The 18,660-nt window shown below is 74.4% G+C and carries 19 protein-coding genes and 2 pseudogenes; 17 read left to right on the top strand and 4 right to left on the bottom strand.

Annotated elements, in window-relative coordinates; genetic code table 11:
• Window positions 1–263 precede the first annotated feature (263 nt).
• From ACWCPN_RS22935 to ACWCPN_RS22925, 3 genes are all read left to right on the top strand, one after another.
• Window positions 264–410, top strand: coding sequence for a hypothetical protein (locus ACWCPN_RS22935; RefSeq protein WP_451209112.1), 147 nt, complete (start codon window positions 264–266; stop codon window positions 408–410).
• Window positions 411–578: 168 nt separating this feature from the next.
• Window positions 579–902 (top strand): DUF2795 domain-containing protein, encoded by a 324-nt coding sequence (locus ACWCPN_RS22930; RefSeq protein ID WP_451209109.1) that lies wholly within the window; start codon window positions 579–581, stop codon window positions 900–902.
• A gap of 306 nt (window positions 903–1,208) precedes the next feature.
• A complete protein-coding gene (locus ACWCPN_RS22925) occupies window positions 1,209–1,610 on the top strand; it encodes an SseB family protein (RefSeq protein WP_392401308.1) in 402 nt (133 codons plus the stop codon).
• A gap of 61 nt (window positions 1,611–1,671) precedes the next feature.
• Here ACWCPN_RS22925 and ACWCPN_RS22920 read toward each other — a convergent pair whose 3' ends face one another.
• Together ACWCPN_RS22920 and ACWCPN_RS22915 are read right to left on the bottom strand one after the other, a co-directional pair.
• Window positions 1,672–2,070: a MarR family winged helix-turn-helix transcriptional regulator gene (locus tag ACWCPN_RS22920; RefSeq protein ID WP_365124500.1), complete on the bottom strand. Its 399-nt coding sequence runs from the start codon at window positions 2,068–2,070 to the stop codon at window positions 1,672–1,674.
• Window positions 2,071–2,142: 72 nt separating this feature from the next.
• On the bottom strand, window positions 2,143–2,493 hold the full coding sequence (locus ACWCPN_RS22915; RefSeq protein ID WP_199209468.1) for a VOC family protein: 351 nt from the start codon (window positions 2,491–2,493) through the stop codon (window positions 2,143–2,145).
• A gap of 522 nt (window positions 2,494–3,015) precedes the next feature.
• Between ACWCPN_RS22915 and ACWCPN_RS22910 the strand changes: the two genes are divergently transcribed.
• The 12 genes and pseudogenes from ACWCPN_RS22910 (at window position 3,016) to ACWCPN_RS22855 (ending at window position 13,804) form a co-directional block, all read left to right on the top strand.
• On the top strand, window positions 3,016–3,306 hold the full coding sequence (locus ACWCPN_RS22910; RefSeq protein ID WP_199209467.1) for a helix-turn-helix domain-containing protein: 291 nt from the start codon (window positions 3,016–3,018) through the stop codon (window positions 3,304–3,306).
• 6 nt (window positions 3,307–3,312) lie between these two features.
• On the top strand, window positions 3,313–4,263 hold the full coding sequence (locus ACWCPN_RS22905; RefSeq protein WP_451209104.1) for an SMP-30/gluconolactonase/LRE family protein: 951 nt from the start codon (window positions 3,313–3,315) through the stop codon (window positions 4,261–4,263).
• A 68-nt stretch (window positions 4,264–4,331) separates the two neighbouring features.
• On the top strand, window positions 4,332–4,793 hold the full coding sequence (locus ACWCPN_RS22900) for a FluC/FEX family fluoride channel (RefSeq protein ID WP_451209101.1): 462 nt from the start codon (window positions 4,332–4,334) through the stop codon (window positions 4,791–4,793).
• The gene (locus tag ACWCPN_RS22895; protein ID WP_451209098.1) at window positions 4,790–5,170 is read left to right on the top strand and encodes a DUF190 domain-containing protein; all 381 of its coding nucleotides are present in this window, start codon (window positions 4,790–4,792) and stop codon (window positions 5,168–5,170) included. The genes ACWCPN_RS22900 and ACWCPN_RS22895 overlap by 4 nt, the downstream gene beginning before the upstream one ends.
• Window positions 5,167–5,541: a fluoride efflux transporter CrcB gene (gene crcB, locus ACWCPN_RS22890; protein ID WP_451209095.1), complete on the top strand. Its 375-nt coding sequence runs from the start codon at window positions 5,167–5,169 to the stop codon at window positions 5,539–5,541. The genes ACWCPN_RS22895 and crcB overlap by 4 nt, the downstream gene beginning before the upstream one ends.
• Window positions 5,542–5,616: 75 nt before the next feature.
• Window positions 5,617–6,453 carry an undecaprenyl-diphosphate phosphatase gene (locus ACWCPN_RS22885; protein WP_199209462.1) on the top strand — a complete coding sequence of 279 codons (837 nt, stop codon included), beginning with the start codon at window positions 5,617–5,619 and terminating at the stop codon, window positions 6,451–6,453.
• Between the two features lie 118 nt (window positions 6,454–6,571).
• Entirely contained in the window at window positions 6,572–7,303 is a 732-nt protein-coding gene (locus ACWCPN_RS22880; protein ID WP_451209092.1) for a FadR/GntR family transcriptional regulator, read from the top strand.
• A 76-nt stretch (window positions 7,304–7,379) separates the two neighbouring features.
• Complete coding sequence (locus ACWCPN_RS22875) at window positions 7,380–8,402, top strand: asparaginase (protein WP_451209089.1); 1,023 nt, start codon at window positions 7,380–7,382, stop codon at window positions 8,400–8,402.
• 45 nt (window positions 8,403–8,447) lie between these two features.
• A complete protein-coding gene (gene aspA, locus ACWCPN_RS22870; protein ID WP_451209086.1) occupies window positions 8,448–9,857 on the top strand; it encodes an aspartate ammonia-lyase in 1,410 nt (469 codons plus the stop codon).
• A 45-nt stretch (window positions 9,858–9,902) separates the two neighbouring features.
• The gene (locus ACWCPN_RS22865; protein ID WP_451209083.1) at window positions 9,903–10,841 is read left to right on the top strand and encodes a glutaminase; all 939 of its coding nucleotides are present in this window, start codon (window positions 9,903–9,905) and stop codon (window positions 10,839–10,841) included.
• 109 nt (window positions 10,842–10,950) lie between these two features.
• Window positions 10,951–12,425: pseudogene (mptB, locus tag ACWCPN_RS22860) on the top strand (polyprenol phosphomannose-dependent alpha 1,6 mannosyltransferase MptB).
• Entirely contained in the window at window positions 12,422–13,804 is a 1,383-nt protein-coding gene (locus ACWCPN_RS22855; RefSeq protein ID WP_451209080.1) for a glycosyltransferase family 87 protein, read from the top strand. The pseudogene mptB and the gene ACWCPN_RS22855 overlap by 4 nt, the downstream one beginning before the upstream one ends.
• A 59-nt stretch (window positions 13,805–13,863) precedes the next feature.
• On the opposite strand, the pseudogene ACWCPN_RS22850 reads toward ACWCPN_RS22855, so the two are convergent.
• Both ACWCPN_RS22850 and rho read right to left on the bottom strand, forming a co-directional pair.
• A pseudogene (locus ACWCPN_RS22850) lies at window positions 13,864–14,697 on the bottom strand (D-alanyl-D-alanine carboxypeptidase family protein); the annotation flags it as partial.
• A 133-nt stretch (window positions 14,698–14,830) separates the two neighbouring features.
• The gene (rho, locus tag ACWCPN_RS22845) at window positions 14,831–15,979 is read right to left on the bottom strand and encodes a transcription termination factor Rho (RefSeq protein WP_451209077.1); all 1,149 of its coding nucleotides are present in this window, start codon (window positions 15,977–15,979) and stop codon (window positions 14,831–14,833) included.
• Window positions 15,980–16,399: 420 nt separating this feature from the next.
• On the opposite strand from rho, the gene ACWCPN_RS22840 reads away from it, so the two are divergent.
• Window positions 16,400–17,629: a cytochrome P450 family protein gene (locus tag ACWCPN_RS22840; protein WP_451209349.1), complete on the top strand. Its 1,230-nt coding sequence runs from the start codon at window positions 16,400–16,402 to the stop codon at window positions 17,627–17,629.
• 149 nt (window positions 17,630–17,778) lie between these two features.
• A complete protein-coding gene (locus ACWCPN_RS22835; RefSeq protein WP_451209074.1) occupies window positions 17,779–18,660 on the top strand; it encodes a hypothetical protein in 882 nt (293 codons plus the stop codon).

Below are 18,660 nucleotides of genomic sequence, written 5' to 3'. Positions count from 1 at the left end.
ACCGCGCGGCCCGCGCCTCGCGGGAGATGTCGGAGAGCCGGGCCCGGGGCCGGTCGACCGGCCGGCCGACGGCCTCTTCCGTCGCCTCGTCGGCGGGCAGGCGGACGCGGACGGCGCGCGAGACGGTCCCGAACCCCGGCCTGATCAGGGAGCGCGCCCTCGACCGGTGACGGATTCCTGCCGATTCCTGCCGTCATGGGATCCGGTGCCCGCGGGTACTCGGAGACGTCGCACCGGCATGCGACAGGTGTGGAGGTACCGGCATGACCGAACAGACCCCCTCGCAGGCCGAGGGCGAACGCGACGACGACGTGACGAGGGCCGAACCGCCGCGCACCACCCCCTCGCAGGCCGAGGGCGAGCGGGACGACGAGGACGACGGCCGCGACGCCTCCGCCGGCGGCGAGTGACGACAGGGGCGCCCACCGGCGAGCAGACCTCGCCGGGGAGCGGCACGCGCCGGCGGGCGCCACAGGCCGGCGGGCGCGACAGGCCGGCGGGCGCGACAGGCCGGCGGGCGCGACAGGCCGGCGGGCGGAACTCGCGACGAGCGGAGGAGACCCGAAGGAGGAGACCCCATGACACGTGCACGCACCACCGTTCCCGACGTGCTGGCCGCGATCAGGGGCGTCGGCTTCCCCGCCGGGAGGGACCGGCTGGTGGCGGCGGCCCGGGACGCCAACGCACCGGAAGAGGTGCTGCGGGCGCTGCGCGGCATGCCGCCCGATCGGTACGCCGACCGCGAGGAGGTCGCCAGGTCGGTCCGGGTGGACCCCGCCGCGGACCCCGACCCCGCCACCGCGCGGCGGATCGCACGGGCACGCGAGGGCGGCAGGCCCGGACTGTCCCGGCATCTGCGCGAGGAGCCGAGGACGCCGATCCAGGAGGAGTTCGGCCGCTGAGCCCCCCGCGGCCGGCCGGCCGGCCGCCGCCGCCGATCGGCCGGGCCCCGAACGCGCCCGCCGGGATCACGTCGCGAGGCCTGGTTGACGCCCCACGGGTCCCGCCCGAGCGTCCCCCCCCGGCGGACACGTGCGCTCCGCCGCCGTCCGGCCCGTCCGCCGCCGTCCGGCCCGTTCTCACCGGTCGGCCGCCGCTCCTCCCCGGAATCCGCACGCATGGCCCGAATCCGAACCGGGTACGCGAGGCGGGAGCACGCCCGGGCCCCCCGGCCGTGTGCCCGTACCGCCGCTACCTGGGGATCTGCCATGGAGACACCCGCTCACGACGACAATCTGCCCACGCCGGCCCAGCAGGCGCTCGACGCGCTGGCCGTGAACGCCGAGGATCAGATCGCCCTGGACACCCTCGCCCACAGCGAGGTGCTCGTCCCCGTGCCGGACGAGGCGGTGGACGGGGAGGGCGCCGACTCCTCCACCGTCGCGCTGCCCATCCTCGAACAGGCCGACGGCGATCCGGTCGTCCCGGTCTTCACCTCGGAGGGGACGATGGCCGAGCTGCTGCCGTTCATCTCCCGCTACCGCCTGATACCGCTCGGAGCCCTGGCCTCCCAGTGGCCCGAGGAGGACCTCTCCCTCGCCATCGACGGCAGCTCCGCCCACGGGCTGACGCTGACCTCACAGGGGGTGCGCACCCTGCTGGCCCGCTGAGCGGCCCGTACGCGCGGCGGAACCGCGGGGCCCGCGACGGTGCCCCGCGGGCCGCTCCGGGTCATCCGGCCCGTTCGGCCAGCATCCGCTCCAGCACGGCCCGCTGCAGCGGCAGTACCTCGGCGTGCAGATCACGGCCCCTCGGGGTCAGCGCGACCCACACCCCGCGCCGGTCCTCCGCGCACACCGAGCGTTCGACCAGGCCGTCCTTCTCCAGCCGGCCGATCAGCCGGGACAGCGCGCTCTGGCTGAGATGGACCCGCCCGACCAGGTTCTGCACCCGGCACTGGTCGCCCTGCGCGGGTGACTCGGCGGCCAGGATGTCCAGCACCTCGAAGTCGCTGGCGCCGAGCCCGTGCGGATGCAGGGCACGGTCGATCTCGCACATCGTGCGCGCGTGCACGGTGAGGATGTCCCGCCACCGCTCCTCGAGCCGGGCATCGGCCGTCTTGACTGCCATACCCGCACCGTAGCACCGTTCCGGCCAATCGTTGAGTGTGCAACTAGTGCGGATGCCGGGGCCCGTGACGGCTCAGGCGGCCGGGTCCTGGAGGAGGCCCACCAGGTTGCCGTCGGCGTCCCTGACGAACGCGATCAGCCGGCCGCCGCCGACGTCCTGCGCGTCCTGCACCGGCTCGGCGCCCGCCGCCACCAGTGCGGCCAGCCGCTCCCGCAGATCGGTGACGTGCCAGTAGGGGACCGGCCCGGTCATGCCCTTGGCGTGCCCGCTCGGATCGAGACCGACGTCCTGCCCGGCGGCCTTGAAACCGACGTAGTACGGCTCGTCCGCGTACGGCTCGACACCCAGCAGCGCCGCGAACAGAGCCTTCGCCTTCTCCAGGTCCTTGACGGGGTAGATGATCGTCTGCGCGCCGGCGGTCATGGAACTCACTCCTCGGAGGTCGGTGTCCCGACGGCTCCCCGCCGGTGACTCCACGCTAGGCCGGGCGGGCCCGCCGCCGCTTCTCCGATCCTGACCGGTTGCGCCGGCCCGGCCCCGGGCACCGCCGGCGCGGCTCGGGCCGACTCGCGGCGGACCGGTTCCGTCGGGAGGACCATCGCGGCCGGGCCCCAGCCGCCCACCCGGGCGAGCGGCCCGGCGCACGCACTCCGTACCGTCCCGCCGCCGATCCGGTCACCCGGCCGACGGACGGTGGTGAGCGCCGGGGTCGCCGCGGTTGCCACGGGGGAGTGGCCGACGGCCCGGTCCGGCCAACGCTGAACCGCCCCGGAGGGGACCCGGCCGTGGGCGGACGGCCGGGTTCCGTGCCCTGCCCGTGAATTCCTCACGCGGCAATGGCCGTTCGGTACCGGTCAAGGGGCGACGAGTCTTGTACGGGACGCGTCCGGCTGCGCCAGAGTGGGAACACCGCGCACGAGGAGGCCGGGGACGGAGGCGGGACGGATGACGGGAACTCCCTCGGGCCGTGTACGGCAGACCATCCTTGACTGGCTCAAGGACCCGGCGGCGCACTTCCCGGCCGGGCGCGGGAGCGGCGACCCGGCCGAGACGGGCGTCACCGCGTGGGCCGTGGCCGCGAAGCTGGGTGTGCCCCGCCGGACGGCCGCCGCCCACCTCGACCTGCTGACCCGCCTGGGCCTGCTCCGCACCCGGCGCATCCGGTGCCGCACCCACTACCGGCGTGACGAGATCCGCATCGCCGAGGTGGCCCGCATGTTCGAGAAGGGCTGGTGAACATGTATGACCAGGGCACTCGTCCCACTCCACTACGTGCGCCTCGGCGGCCGCGGCCCGGAGGACGTGGTGACCGACGCCGAGGGTCACGTCCTGACCGGGACCGCGGACGGACGCGTCCTGCGCATCCGTCACCTCGCCGATCCGCGCGCGGTCCGGGTCGAGACACTGGCCGACACCGGCGGCCGCCCGCTCGGTCTGGAACCGCTGGCCGACGGCGGCCTGCTGGTCTGCGACGCGGAACGCGGCCTGCTCCGGGTCGACCCCGACGGCGCCGTGCGGGTCCTGGCGGACTCGGTGGCGGGGGAGCGGCTGCGGGTGTGCAGCAACGCCGTCGCGCTGGACGACGGCAGCGTGTGCTTCACCGTCTCCAGCCGCCGCTACCCCCTGGAGCAGTGGATCGGCGACATCGTGGAGCACACCGGCACCGGTCGGCTGCTCCGCCTTCCGCCCGGCGGCGGCACCCCCGAGGTGCTGCTGGACGGCCTCCAGTTCGCCAACGGTCTCGCCCTGAGCGGTGACGGCACTTTCCTGGTGATCGCCGAGACCGGCGCCTGCCGGCTCACCCGCTACCACCTCACCGGACCGCGCGCCGGCCGGTCCGACCACTTCGCGGACCTGCCGGGCATGCCCGACAACATGTGGCGCGAGAGCCCGGACGGCCCGGTCTGGGTGGCCCTCGCCGGACCCCGCGTGCCTCCGCTCGGCCTGCTGCACCGCACCCCGCCCGGCGCCCGCCGGGCCGCCGCCCGGGCGGCCGTCCGCGCCCCGTTCCGTCCGGGCGGCACGATCGGCGTGGTGGCGGTCGACGACCGCGGCCGCACCGTGCACCACCTGAGCCGCCACCGTTCCCGCTACCGCATGGTCACCAGCGTCTGCGTGAGCGCCGGTCTGCTGGTCCTCGGCAGCTTCTGGGAGCCGGGCGTCGCCGTCTGCGCGGCACCGGCCACCGGGTGACCCGGCGGTACCCTGGTGCCCGGCCGTGATCACCCGTCGTGGTCCGGCCGAACAGGAGATCCACGAGCATGACAGCCCCGGAAGCCGAGAGCCTCCGCGCCCGCCCCGCCCAGCGGCGGCGGTCCGAATGGCGCGCCCAGGCTCCCGTCGTCGCGGTGGTCGCCGCCGGCGGCTCCCTCGGGGCGACGGCCCGCTACGCGCTCACCCTGGCCTGGCCAACCCCGACCGGCGGTTTCCCCTGGGCGACCTTCTGGACCAACGTCTCCGGCTGCGCCGTGATCGGCGTCCTCATGGTGCTGATCACCGATGTGTGGGCCGCCCACCGCCTGGTCCGCCCCTTCTTCGGCACCGGGGTGCTCGGCGGCTACACGACCTTCTCCACCTACGCCGTCGACATCCAGAAGCTGACCGACGGCGGGCACCCGCGCACAGCCCTGGCGTATCTCGCCGTCACCCTGCTCGCGGCCCTCGCGGCGGTGTGGGCGGCCTCGGCCGCCGCCCGTGCCCTGCTCACCAGGAGGCAGCGATGACATCCCTCACCGGCCGGGCCCTGCGGCTGACCGTGTACATCGGCGAGGACGACACCTGGCACCACAGGCCGCTCTACTCCGAGATCGTGCACCGTGCGCACGCCGCCGGACTCGCCGGGGCCAGCGTCTTCCGGGGCGTCGAGGGCTTCGGCGCCTCCTCACGCATCCACACCTCCCGGCTGCTCTCGCTGAGCGAGGACCTGCCGGTCGCGATCGTCGTCGTGGACACCGAGGAGCGCATCAGGGCGTTCCTGCCGCAGCTCGACGAACTGGTCGGCGAAGGGCTGGTGACCTTGGAGGACTGCGAGGTCATCCGGTACGTGGGGCGGGGCCCGGACCCGGACGGAACGGACCCGAACGGTAAGAGGTCGTTGTGAACTGGCTGCTGGTCGTGCTGGGGGCCGCGGTCGGCGCGCCCCTGCGCTATCTCACCGACCGCGCCGTCCAGGCCAGGCACGACTCGCTCTTCCCCTGGGGCACGTTCGTGGTGAACGTCACCGGCTGCCTGGTCCTGGGGCTGCTCACCGGTGCCGCCTCCGCGGGAGCCGCAGGTCAGCACCTTCAGCTGCTGCTGGGCACCGGCCTGTGCGGGGCCCTGACGACGTACTCGACCTTCTCCTACGAGACGCTCAGGCTGACCGAGGCCGGTGCGGCCCTCTACGCTGCGGCCAACGCCGCGGCGAGCGTGGTGGCCGGTCTGGCGGCGGCCTTCGCCGGGGTGTGGCTCGCCGGCGCCCTGTGGGCGTAGCGACCGGTCCGCCGCACCGGGCATAGTAGGAACGTCTACAGCACTGTCGACCAACTCTCCTCAGAACTGGATCCCATGAGCGCCATCTCCGTCGGTCAGGCCGTCGTCCTCGGAGTAGTCGAGGGGGTGACCGAATTCCTCCCCGTGTCGTCGACCGGCCACCTCAAGATCGCCGAGGGGCTCATGGACATCCCCGTCGACGACAAGTCCGTCGTCGGGTTCTCCGCCGTCATCCAGGTCGGCGCCATCGCGGCCGTGCTCGTGTACTTCTTCAAGGACATCAAGCGGATCGTCTCCGCCTGGTTCCGCGGCCTGACCAAGCCCGAGGAGCGCTACCACCACGACTACAAGTTCGCCTGGTGGGTGATCGCCGCGACCATCCCGATCGTCGTGGTCGGCCTGGCCGCGAAGCCGCTGATCGAAGGCCCGCTCGCCTCGCTCTGGGTGGTCGCCGGCTCCCTGATCGTCGGATCCGGTGTGATGTGGGCGGCCGACCAGATGGGCCGGCACAAGCGCGGTGAGGACGACACCTCCTTCAAGGACGCGATGCTGGTCGGCTGCTCGCAGATCCTCGCGCTGCTCTTCCCCGGCTTCTCCCGCTCCGGCGCCACCATGTCCACCGCGCTCATCCTCGACCTGGACCGGGTCGCGGCCACCCGGCTGTCGTTCTTCCTCGGCATCCCGGCCCTGACCGGCGCCGGCATCTACGAGCTGAAGGACGCCCTCGGCGCGGGGGTGGGCGCCGCCCCGCTGGCCGCCGGGACGATCGTGTCCTTCGTGGTCGCCTACGCCTCCATCGCCTGGCTGCTGAAGTTCGTCGCCAAGCACTCCTTCAACGCCTTCGTGATCTACCGGATCGTGATCGGCGTCGCGCTCCTCGGCCTCCTCGCCACCGGCACCCTCAGCAGCTGAGCGAAGTCACCGGTCACCCACGGGGTGCGGCAGCCCGGCCCGGGCGCCGCACCCCGTGTCCGTTCCCCCGATCGGCCCGCCTTGACAGGGTCGTCCCGCAGGCCGCAGGATCGCTCGTGTGAACCTGTCAGACAGCCAGACAGGTGGTCCCGGTCCGCGGCGCGTCAGCGCCATGGAGGCGGTCCTCGGCCACCTGCGCGGTGCCATCGAACGCGGCGAGTACGCCGTGGGCGACAAGCTCCCCTCCGAGGCCGAGCTGTGCCGCACCCTCGAGGTCTCCCGGCCGGTGCTCCGCGAGGCGCTGCGCGCGCTGCAGACGATGGGCCTGACGGTCTCCCGCACCGGCAAGGGCACCTTCGTCGTCGCGGACTCCGTCGACGAGCCCACCTTCGGCGACTACACGGCCGGTCATCTGCTCGAGGTCCGCCGCCACGTCGAGATACCGGTCGCCGGCTACGCGGCGGTCCGCCGCACCCCGGAGAACCTGGACCGCCTCGACCGGCTGCTCGACCGCATGGAGCGGGAGACGGACACCACCGCGTGGGTCGCGATGGACAGCCTCTTCCACCTCGCCGTCGCCGAGGCCGCGCAGAACCCCGTCTTCCGCCGGGTCATCGAGGAGATCCGCGACGCGCTGGCCCGCCAGTCGGCCTTCCTCAACGAACTGGGCGGGCGCCGCGAGCAGTCCAACCGGGAACACCGGGCGATCCTCGAGGCGCTGGCGGACGGCAGCGAACACGACGCCGTCCAGGCCATGAGCCACCACCTCGACCGCGTCGAGACGACCCTCACCGACATCGTGCGCGCCGGCCGCCCCGACGCGGCCGCCGACGGCCGCCCCGGCGCGTGACCCGCGATCCGGTCCACGCCACCCGCGCCCCGCACCCGTCCCGCCCTCCCCACCCCGACCACCGATTCAGGCAGTGATGTACAGCAGCTCTCCCGCCACCGCGTCCGCGCCCGCCGTCCGGGAACCCCGGCACGCCCCCGTCGCCCACCTCGTGCGCGGCGGAGTCGTCGAGGGCGTCCACTACGGCTCGGTCGTCGTCCTCGGCGCCGACGGCCGTGTCCAGCTCCAGCTCGGCGACATCGAGGCCGCGTTCTACCCCCGCTCGGCCCTCAAGCCGCTCCAGGCCATGGCCATGCTGCGCGCCGGGCTCCCGCTGGACGGCGCGCTGCTCTCGCTGGCCGCCGCGAGCCACTCCGGCGAGGAGCGGCACCTCGACGGCACCCGGCGGATCCTGGAACTCGCCGGGCTCGGCGCGGAGGACCTGCGCAACGTGCCCGACATGCCGTACGGACCGGCCGTCCGGGACGCCTGGGTCCGCGCGGGCCGGGAGCCCTCCCGGCTCGCCCAGAACTGCTCCGGCAAGCACGCGGCGATGCTGTGGACCGCGAAGCTCAACGGCTGGTCCCTGCCGGACTACCTGGACCCGGCCCACCCGCTCCAGCGGGCCGTCGCGGACACGGTCGAGGAACTCACCGGCCAGCCGATCGCCCGGGTGACCGTGGACGGCTGCGGCGCGCCGCTGTTCTCCGTCTCGCTGCACGGCCTCGCCCGCGCCGCCGCCCGTCTCACCACCGCCGCGCCCGGTACCGCCGGGGCCCGGGTGGCCGACGCCATGCGCGAGCACGCCGAGATGGCCTCCGGCGCCGGCCGGGACGTGGCCGAGCTGATGCGGGCCGTGCCGGGCCTGCTCGCCAAGGACGGCTTCGAGGGCGTCCAGGTCGCCGCGCTCCCGGACGGCCGCGCCGTCGCCGTCAAGATCGCCGACGGCGCGAACCGGGCCCGCATACCGGTGGCCGCGGCGGCCCTGGCCCGGGCCGGCGTCGACCCCGCCCTGCTCACCGCGTTCGCGGGCGAGCCGCTGCTCGGCGGAGGGGAGCCGGTCGGCCGGGTGCGGCCGGTGGCGGCACTGGACCCGGTCCCGCTGCCGACCTGCGCCTGACCCCACCCCCACACCCCCTGTCCCTCCGAAAGAGGCCGCACCCCGATGACCGCCGCCACCCGAAGCGAGCACGACCTGCTCGGCGACCGCGACGTACCCGCCGACGCGTACTGGGGCATCCACACCCTGCGCGCGACGGAGAACTTCCCCATCACCGGCACCCCGATCTCCGCCTACCCGCACCTGATCGACGCCCTGGCCGCCGTGAAGGAGGCCGCCGCCCTCGCCAACGAGGAACTCGGCCTGCTGGAGCCCCGGAAGGCGGCCGCGATCGTCGCCGCCTGCCGGGAGATACGCGCGGGCGCTCTGCACGACCAGTTCGTGGTGGACGTCATCCAGGGCGGCGCCGGCACGTCCACCAACATGAACGCCAACGAGGTCGTGGCCAACCGCGCGCTGGAACTGCTCGGCCACGGCAAGGGCCGGTACGAGCACCTGCACCCCAACGAGGACGTCAACCTCGGCCAGTCCACGAACGACGTGTATCCCACCGCCGTCAAGATCGCGACGGTGTTCGCGGTGCGCGGCCTGCTCAAGGCCATGGCCGTCCTCCAGGACGCCTTCGCGGGCAAGGCCTTCGAGTTCCGCGACGTACTGAAGATGGGCCGCACCCAACTCCAGGACGCCGTGCCGATGACCCTCGGCCAGGAGTTCTCGACGTTCGCCGTGATGCTCGACGAGGACCGCAGCCGGCTCGCCGAGGCCGTGGAACTGATCCACGAGATCAACCTCGGCGCCACCGCCATCGGCACCGGCCTCAACGCCCCGGCCGGTTACGCCGAGGCCGCCCGCCGGCACCTCGCCGCCATCACCGGACTGCCCCTGGTCACCGCGGCCAACCTGGTCGAGGCCACCCAGGACTGCGGTGCCTTCGTGCAGATGTCCGGCGTGCTGAAGCGGATCGCGGTCAAGCTCTCCAAGAGCTGCAACGACCTGCGCCTGCTGTCCTCCGGTCCCCGCGCGGGCCTCGGCGAGATCAACCTGCCGCCGGTGCAGGCCGGTTCGTCGATCATGCCCGGCAAGGTCAACCCGGTCATCCCCGAGGTCGTCAACCAGGTCGCCTTCGAGGTCATCGGCAACGACGTCGCCATCACCATGGCCGCCGAGGCCGGACAGCTCCAGCTCAACGCGTTCGAGCCGCTCATCCTGCACTCCCTGTCGGAGAGCATCACCCATCTGCGCAGCGCCTGCCTGACGCTGGCCGAGCGGTGCGTCACCGGCATCACCGCCAACACCGAGCGGCTGCGCGCGGCCGTGGAGAACTCCATCGGGCTGGTCACCGCGCTCAACCCGTACATCGGCTACACGGCCGCCACCGACATCGCCAAGGAAGCCCTCGCCACCGGCCGGGGCGTGGCCGAACTCGTGCTGGAGAAGGGCCTGTTGCCCGCCGACCGGCTGGCCGGACTGCTGCGCCCCGAGATCGTCGCGGGCAGCGGGGCGCCCGCCGCCTGACCCGAGCGGGCACGCACGACGCGCCCGGACCGGCCGGGAGGCACAATGGCGATCATGACAGCGACGTCGTCCCCCGCCTTCCTGCCGGTCCTGGAGCGCATCGCGCAGGAGCTGGGCCGCACGCCCGGCCGCGGGCGCCCCGCCGACTACATCCCGGCGCTCGCGGCCTGCGACCCGCGCAGCTTCGGCATGGCCGTCGCCGAACTGGACGGCACGGTGTACGGGGTGGGGGAGTGGCGGCAGCCGTTCTCCACGCAGTCCATCACCAAGGTGTTCACCCTCGCCCTGGACCTGGCCCGCGAGGGCGACGAACTCTGGGAGCACGTCGGCCGCGAGCCCTCCGGCAACCCGTTCAACTCCCTGGTGCAGCTCGAGTACGAGAACGGCATCCCGCGCAACCCGTTCATCAACGCGGGCGCGCTGGTCGTCACCGACCGCCTGCAGACCCGCACCGGCGACGCCTCCGGCGAACTGCTCGCCTTCCTGCGCACCGAGAGCGGCAACCCCGGGCTGGACTTCGACCTGGAGGTCGCCGCCTCCGAGACCGCGCACGGCGACCGCAACGCGGCCCTCGCCCACTTCATGGCGTCGTACCACAACATCGACAACGACGTACCGGTGCTGCTCGACCAGTACTTCCGGCAGTGCTCCGTCGCCGCCTCCTGCGCCGACCTCGCCCTCGCCACCGGCTTCCTGGCCCGGCACGGCATCCGCGCCGACGGCACCCGGCTGCTCACCCGCAGCCAGGCCAAGCAGGTCAACGCGGTGATGCTGACCTGCGGGACGTACGACGCGGCCGGCGAGTTCGCCTACCGGGTCGGGCTGCCCGGCAAGAGCGGCGTCGGCGGCGGGATCATCGCGGTGGTCCCGGGCCGCTGCACCCTGTGCGTGTGGAGTCCGGGGCTCGACGAGCGGGGCAACTCGGTGGCGGGCGTGGCGGCCCTGGACCGGTTCACCACGCTCACCGGTCTCTCGGTGTTCTGACCCGGGCCCGTCCCGCCGCGCACACGCCGGTCACGTCCGGGCCGTCCGCCGGTGCGGGGAGCGTCGTCTTCCGGCCATCCGGCCTTGCCACGCTGACCCGGTGCCGGTCATCGCCCTTCCCCTCGACCTCCGCCGCTGCCAGGTGCTCGGGCTGGCCGGCACCGCCCTCCTCGCGCTGGGCGGGGAGACGGCCGGCGCTCTGCCGGTGCGGGACCTGCTCGCTCCCGCCTCCGCGCGGGCCGCGCTCGGCCTGGTCGGGGTCTACTGCGGTGTCGTGCTGCTCACCGCCGCCTGGGCGCTGCTCGGCCGTCTCGTGCGGGGCCCGCGACCGCCCGGCGTGCGCTCCCTGCTCCTGGTGCTCGCCGTCTGGGCGGCCCCGCTGCTGCTCGCGCCCCCGCTCTTCAGCCGGGACGTCTACAGCTATCTCGCGCAGGGCGCCATGGTCGACGCCCACATGGACGTGTACGCCCACGGCCCCGCCCGGCTCGGCGGCCCGCCGGCCGACGAGGTGGCCCCGGTGTGGCAGAACACGGCCGCCCCCTACGGCCCGGCGTTCCTCGCCCTGGCCTCCGCGCTGTCCGCCCTGACCCGTGGCGAGCTGCCCGCCGGTCTGCTCGGCATGCGCCTGGTCGCCGTGCTCGGCGTGGCCCTCATGGCGGCGGCGCTTCCCCGCCTGGCCCGGCACAGCGGCGCCGACCCGGCCGCCGCGCTGTGGCTGGGCGCCCTGAACCCGCTGGTCCTGCTGCACCTGGTCGCGGGCGCCCACAACGACGCGCTCATGCTCGGCCTGCTGGGACTCGGCCTGGTCGCGGCCCTCGGCCGGTGGCCCCTCCTCGGCACGGTGCTCATCACCCTGGCCGCCCTGGTCAAGGCGCCCGCCGCGCTCGGCCTGCCCGCGGCCCTGATCCTCCAGCTCCACGCCGGCCGCGGCCCGCTGCGCGCCACGGTGACGACCACGGCCGGCGCCGCCGCGACCACGGTCCTCGCCACCGCCGTCGCCGGCACGGTGGCCCGCTGCGCGCCACGGTGACGACCACGGCCGGCGCCGCCGCGACCACGGTCCTCGCCACCGCCGTCGCCGGCACGGGGTACGGCTGGATCGGCGCTCTGGACACCCCCGTCTCCTCGCACAACTGGGCCCTGACCAGCCTGCTCGGCCGGGCCACCGGCGCCCTGCTCGAACACCTCGGCAGCGGCCTGGCCCCGCTGGCCGTGCCCGCCTGGCATCTGCTGGGCCTGGTGGCCACCGCCGTCGCCGTGACGCTGATCTGGCTCCGGCTGCGCCCGCTGCCGGTGTACGCCCTCGGACTCAGCCTGCTCGCGGTCGCCGTGCTCGGCCCGGCCATCCGGCCCTGGTACGTGCTGTGGGGCCTGTTCCTGATCGCGGCGGCCGCGCCCAGCACCTCGGTGCGGCACCGGGTCGCCGCCCTGACCGGGGTGCTGGCGCTCGCGGTGCTGCCGAGCGGCTGCCCGCCGGGTCCCGGCCAGCTCGCCCTCGCGGTCTGCGGCGGCGCGCTGGGCCTGGTCGTGCTGGGACAGGCCCGGCTGGCCGCCCGGGCACCGGCGGCGGGACGCCCGGCATGACGGGCCCGTCCCTGCCGCGCACCGGCCGCGGCCGTCTGCTGCTCGTGGCCGCCCTGGCCGCCGCGGTGACCGTGTTCACGGCCACCGTGCCGCTGCTGCGGGACTTCTTCGACCTGCGCGTCTACTACGGGACCGTGCACACCTGGGCGGGGCACGGCGGCCGGATCTACGACTACCGGGTGCCGGGGACGTCGTACGGCTTCACCTATCCGCCGTTCGCCGCGCTGCTCATGCTGCCCCTGGCCGCGATGGGCCGGCACACCGCGATCGCCGCCTCCCTGCTGGCGAACCTGGCCGCGCTGGCGGTGGTCCTGGGCGTCCTGGCCGGGCCCGGGCGGCGGCACGGCTGGTTCCGCTGGTCGCTGGCGCTGTGCCTGCTCGCGCTGTTCGAACCGCTCCGGGACACGTTCAGCTTCGGGCAGGTCAACCTGGTGCTGCTGGCCCTGGTGCTCGGCGACGCCTGGCTGCTGCGGACCGGCCGCGGCCGCTGGGCGGGCGCCGGGATCGGGCTGGCCGCCGCGGTGAAGCTCACGCCGGCCCTGTTCGTCGTCCTGCTGCTGCTCGCCCGGCGGTGGCGGGCGGCCGCGGTGGCGAGCTGCGTGGCCGCCGCGGCGACCGCGCTGGCCGCCTGGGCGGACCCGGGCGCGTCGCGTTCCTACTGGACCGGGGCGCTGTGGGACACGAGCCGCGTCGGGCGGCTCGACTACGTCTCGAACCAGTCGCTGCAGGGCGTCCTGGCCCGCCTCGGTGAGCCGGACCGCGCCCTGTGGGCCGGTGCGGTGCTGGTGGTCCTGTGCGGGTGGGCCCTGCGCGCCCGCCGGGCGGTGGCGGCCGGCGACTGGCCGGCTGCCTTCGCGCTCACCGGCGCGGCGGCCTGCCTGGTCAGCCCGGTCACCTGGGTCCACCACCTGGTGTGGCTGCTGCCGTCCCTCGTGGTGCTGGCGCGCGCCGGGCACCCGCGGCTCGCGGCCGCCCTGTACGCGGTGCCGTGCACCAGCGTGGTGTGGCTCTGGGCCGGGGACGCCTCCGGCCTCGGCGGGTTCCTCGGCTCCAACGCCTACACCTGGGTCACGCTCGGACTGCTGCTGGGCCTGCCGGCCGGTCAGCCCCGGGCGTCCCGGGCGTGCTTGGCCCGCAGCGCCAGCGCCACCGCGGCCGCGCCGAGCCCGGTGAAGCCCACGACGGCCGCGGTGGGCGACCAGTCCGAGTCCTCCTCCGGCGCCGGGGCGGGCGTGGCCGCCGCGGGCGCCGCGGCCGCCGTGCCTCCGGGGCGCAGCGCGTCCAGCGATCCCACCGGGTCCACCCGCCCGGCCGAGGCGAAGCCCCAGTCGAGCAGTTGGCGGGCTTCCTCGTACACCGCCAAGCCGCCGCCCTCCTGAGGGTTCATCACGGTCACCACGAGGGTGCGGCCGTCCCGGCGCGCGGCGGCGACGAGGGTGTTGCCCGCGTTGCTGGTGTAGCCGTTCTTGATGCCGATCAGTCCGGGGTACGGGGCCACGCCGTCCTCGCCGGTGAGCAGCCGGTTGGTGTTCTCGATCTGGTACGGCCATCCGTCGCCCGGGAACTGCGACCGGACGGTGGAGCAGTACCGGGCGAAGTCGGGATTGCGCAGCCCGGCCCGCCCGAAGACGGCCAGGTCGTACGCCGAGGACACCTGGCCGTCGGCGTCGTAGCCGTCGGGGGAGACGACATGGGTGTCCAGGGCGCCCAGGGAGTGTGCCTTGGCCTGCATCTTCCGGGCCGTGGCCTGCCAGCCGCCGCCGAGTGAGGCGAGCACGTGCACGGCGTCGTTGCCCGAGCTGAGGAAGACCCCGCGCCACAGGTCGGCCACCTGGTAGCTGTGACCCTCCTCGACGCCGACCAGGCTGCTGCCCTCGCCGACGTCCTCCAGTTCTTGGTAGTCGACGGTGTGCCGCATGGTGGAGGGCAGGCCGGGCAGCACGGTGAGGGCGAACAGCGTCTTCATGGTGCTCGCGGGCGGCAGCTCGCGGTGCGCGTCGGCGGCGGCCAGCACCTCGCCGCTGTCGGCGTCGGCGACCAGCCAGGACAGTGCGGAGACGTCCGGTACCTCGGGGGCACCCCGGCGGAGCCTGACCTGGGTGCCGGAGCGCTGGAGCAGGGACGGCTTCGGCACCGACGCGTGAGGCCCGGGCGGTGCGGGATCCCCCGCGCGGTGTGCGGTGGAGGCGGCGGCCGGTGCGAGGGCGAGGGTGCCCGCCACACACAGGGAGCAGGCCGTGACGGCGACCCGACGAGAGAATCCGGTGATCATAAGATCAACGTAGGAAGCTGGGGCGAGTCCGGCGCGCTGTCCGGGCCGGACGGCCTACGGGAGCAACCCGGATGTGGCACGCGGGCGCCCCGGCGCGGTCCGGTCGCGGAGCGGTCGGGCGGCCCGGAGCCGTTCAGCCGGCGGGCAGGGTCGGCAGCACGCGCCGCAGGAACGCGGCGTTGTCGGGGGTGTCCCGCATGCGCTCCAGCAGCGTCTCCAGGGCGGCCGGTCCGCCCTCGCGGGAGCGCAGGGCCCGGCGCAGACCCCGGGTGGCCGCCAACTCGGCCGGGGTGAGCAGCAGTTCCTCCCGGCGGGTGCCGGTCGTGTCGATGTCCACGGCCGGGAAGACCCGGCGGGCAGCGGGCTCCCGGTCCAGCCGGAGCTCCATGTTGCCGGTGCTCTTCAGTTCCTCGAAGAAGTAGCCGTCGGCGCGCGAGCCGGTGTCCACCAGGACGGTGGCGAGGATGGTGAGCGAGCCGCCCTCCTCGGCCTGCCGGGCGGCGCCGAAGAACCGCTTGGGGCCGAGCAGCGCGCCGGCGTCGACACCGCCGCTCAGGGTGCGGCCGCCGGCGGCGGAGACGTTGTTGTGGGCCCGGCACAGCCGGGTCAGCGAGTCCAGCAGGATGACGACGTCCTCACCGGCCTCGACCAGCCGCTTGGCCCGTTCGACGACCAGTTCCGCCAGGGCGGTGTGCTCCCCGGCCGGCCGGTCGAAGGTGGATGCGTACACCTCGCCGCGCACGGAGCGGCGCATCTCGGTGACCTCCTCGGGACGCTCGTCCAGCAGCAGCACCATCAGCCGGCAGTCGGGGTGGTTGCCGGCGACCGCGGCGGCGAGCTGCTGGAGCAGCACGGTCTTGCCGCTCTTCGGCGGGGCCACGATCAGCCCGCGCTGCCCCTTGCCGACCGGCGCGAACAGATCGGTGACGCGCCCGGCCAGGCCGGACGCCGGGTGCTCCAGGCGGAGCCGCTCATGGGGGTGCAGCGGGGTGAGCCGGTGGAAGTCCCGGCGGGAGCGGATCTCACCGGGAGCATGGCCGTTGACCAGCGTGACGCCGGTCAGGCCGCGCTGCGCCGTGCTCTCACCCCGCACGAGATCGCCCTTGCGCAGGCCGTGACGGCGGATCAGCGCCGGGGAGACCTGCGGGTCGGTGGGGGAGGGCAGCAGGTGCGCGGCCCTCAGATGCCCCTTTCCGCGCGTGTCGATGTCCAGGACACCGGTGACGGGCCGGGCGGCCGGGGGCCGCTGTGCGACAGGGGGGTGTTCGAGTGTGGTGGTCATGGTGGGAAAGTCCTTTCACGGACGGACGGCGAAGAGGGGAAGGAGGGGGGAGAGAGGCCGCGAGCGGGAGGCGGACACGCAGGCGCCTCCGGGCGGCGGGAACACACCTCGGGTACGGCACGGGAGGCCTGATCACGAGGTGATGCCGGGAAGCCGATGCGCCGGAGCCGGAGACCGGCACTCGGATCGGCGCGATGAGGGAGAACTGGCACCGGCGTCCGCGGAGGGACGTGCACGGGTGCTCTCGGCACAGTACCACCCGGCGGAGCGGTATGTCCCTGAGGACGCCAACACGCGGTCGCCGCGGAACATTCCCCGTGACACCGAACCCCGGGTCCGACCGCGTCGGTGAGCCTACGATCGTCGGCGTCACCCTCGTCGAACGACCGTCAGGAGCTGCCGGTGGACACCACGCCCGCCATGCCGCCGCACCGGCTGGACCCCGCGGGCGGCTGTCCGCACGCCGACAACGCGCGCCTGCTGGCCCGCGGTGCCGTGACCCCGGTCGAACTGCCCGGTGGCGTCGAGGGCGCGGCCGTCCTCGGACACGAGGCACTCCGGGAGTTCCTGCAGGACCCCGGCGTGGCCAAGAACGCGCGTCACTTCACGGCGCTCGGCGAGGGACGGATACCCGAGGGCTGGCCGTTGCTCACCTTCGCGACCGTGCCGGGCATGACCACCGCCGACGGAGAGGACCACCGGCGGCTGCGCTCCCTGGTCAGTCGCGCCTTCACCCCGCGGCGGACCGAGGAACTCAGGCCGCGAGTGGCGGAGTTGACCGAGTCGCTGCTGGACGGGCTGGCGACCGCCGCCGCGGCGGGCGGGGGCGTCGCGGATCTGCGCCGGCACTTCGCGCTGCCGCTGCCCATGGGCGTCATCAGCGAACTCCTCGGTGTCGAGGCCGGGTTCCGGGACCGGCTGCACCACCTCAGCAGCCTGATCGTGGCCACCGACACCGAGCCCGGAGCGGCCGTCGCCGCCAACCGCGAACTCCTCGCCGTCCTCGGGGAGATCGCCGCCGCCAAGGCCGCCGCCCCAGGGGGCGACCTGACCAGCGCGCTCATAGCGGCCCGGGACGACGGCGGCGACCGGCTCAGCCAGCAGGAGCTGATCGGCACGCTCCTCCTGATGATCATCGCCGGGCACGAGACCACGCTCAACCTGATCACCAACGCCGTACGCGCCCTGTGCGGGCACCGCGACCAGCTCGACCTGGTGCGATCGGGCGGGGCGAGCTGGGCCGACGTCGTGGAGGAGACCCTGCGCTGGGACGCCCCGGTCAGCTACTTCCCGTTCCGCTACCCGGTGCGCGACATCGTCGTGGACGGCACGGCGATACCCGCCGGCACACCCGTCCTGGCCGGCTACTCCGCCGCGGGCCGCGACGGGGCGGCGCACGGCCCGGACGCCGACCGCTTCGACGTGACCCGGTCCGCCCGTCCCGACGCCGTGCGTCATCTCTCCCTCGGTCACGGCGCCCACTACTGCCTCGGCGCCCCGCTGGCCCGCCTGGAGGCGACGGTCGCCCTGGAGCGGCTGTTCACGCGCTTCCCCGGCCTCGAACTCGCCGTACCCGAGACGGAACTGGCCCCGCACGCCGGCTTCGTCGGCAACAGCGTGCGCGCCCTTCCGGTGCGCCCGGTGCCCTGAGTCGGTGGACCGGGCGCGTGCCCGCCCGGCGCGGGAGGCCGGACCACGTGTCCGGACGGCACGTCACCGATCCGTGCCAGATGTCCCCACACCATAACGATCCCGGACGTCAGGGGACTTGACCACCAACCCCGCACTATCGTCACGACATGTCCACGCCCCCGCAGTCCCCGCAGCCGGCCGACCGGCCCGCGCCGCAGCCCGGACAGCCGGCCCCGCAGCCCGCGGTGCCCCCGCAGCCGACGGCCTACCCCTATCCGAATCCGCAGTCTCCCGCGCCGGGTCAGTTCCACGCGGAGCCCACGCTGGTGGGCGGGCCGGGCGGGTTCCAGCCGCCGCAGCCCGGTCATCCGTACGCCCAGCCACCGCAGTACGCACCCGTGCCGGCCCCGCCCGCCGGTGGCGGCGGGGCGGGACGGGCGGTGCTGTGGGCGGCCGTCGGAGCGGTCGCCGCCTCGGCGGCCTGGGCGGCCGGCGTGTTCCTCGTCGGCGGCCCGGGCGACACCGCGGACCTTCGGGGGTACTCGGCACCCGCGAACATGTGCTCCGCAGCGGACTACTCGTCCTTCGAGGACGAGTACCCGCAGAACGACGCCTCGCCCACCCACAACTCCCTCAAGGACGAGGCCCTGGACGAGAGCTACTGCAGCCTGGGCCTGAAGAAGACCGGGTCGAGCTACTCGGACGCCTACCTCACCGTGCAGGTGGACCTGCACCGCAGGACCGATCCGGCGCCCGAGTTCACCGCCACCTGGAGCAACTACGGTGACAGCCACACCGGTTACGACGTCAGCCCGGTGAAGGGCATCGGCGACGAGGCCTACCTCGTCAGCCAGGACACCACCAGCGGCACCACCGGCGGCTCCCGCTACGCCACGCTCGCCGTGCGCGACGGCTGGGTGACGTACACGATGAGCTACAGCGCCTATCTCAGCTCGTACGACCAGGACAAGGACCCGCCCGCGCTCGCCGATGTGACGGACTGGCTGAAGACCGACACCAGGGCGACGCTGGAGCGGCTCAAGGACTGA

The sequence above is a fragment of the Streptomyces sp. NPDC002386 genome, from assembly GCF_053593175.1.
This window is presented reverse-complemented; position numbering and strand designations above follow the sequence as displayed.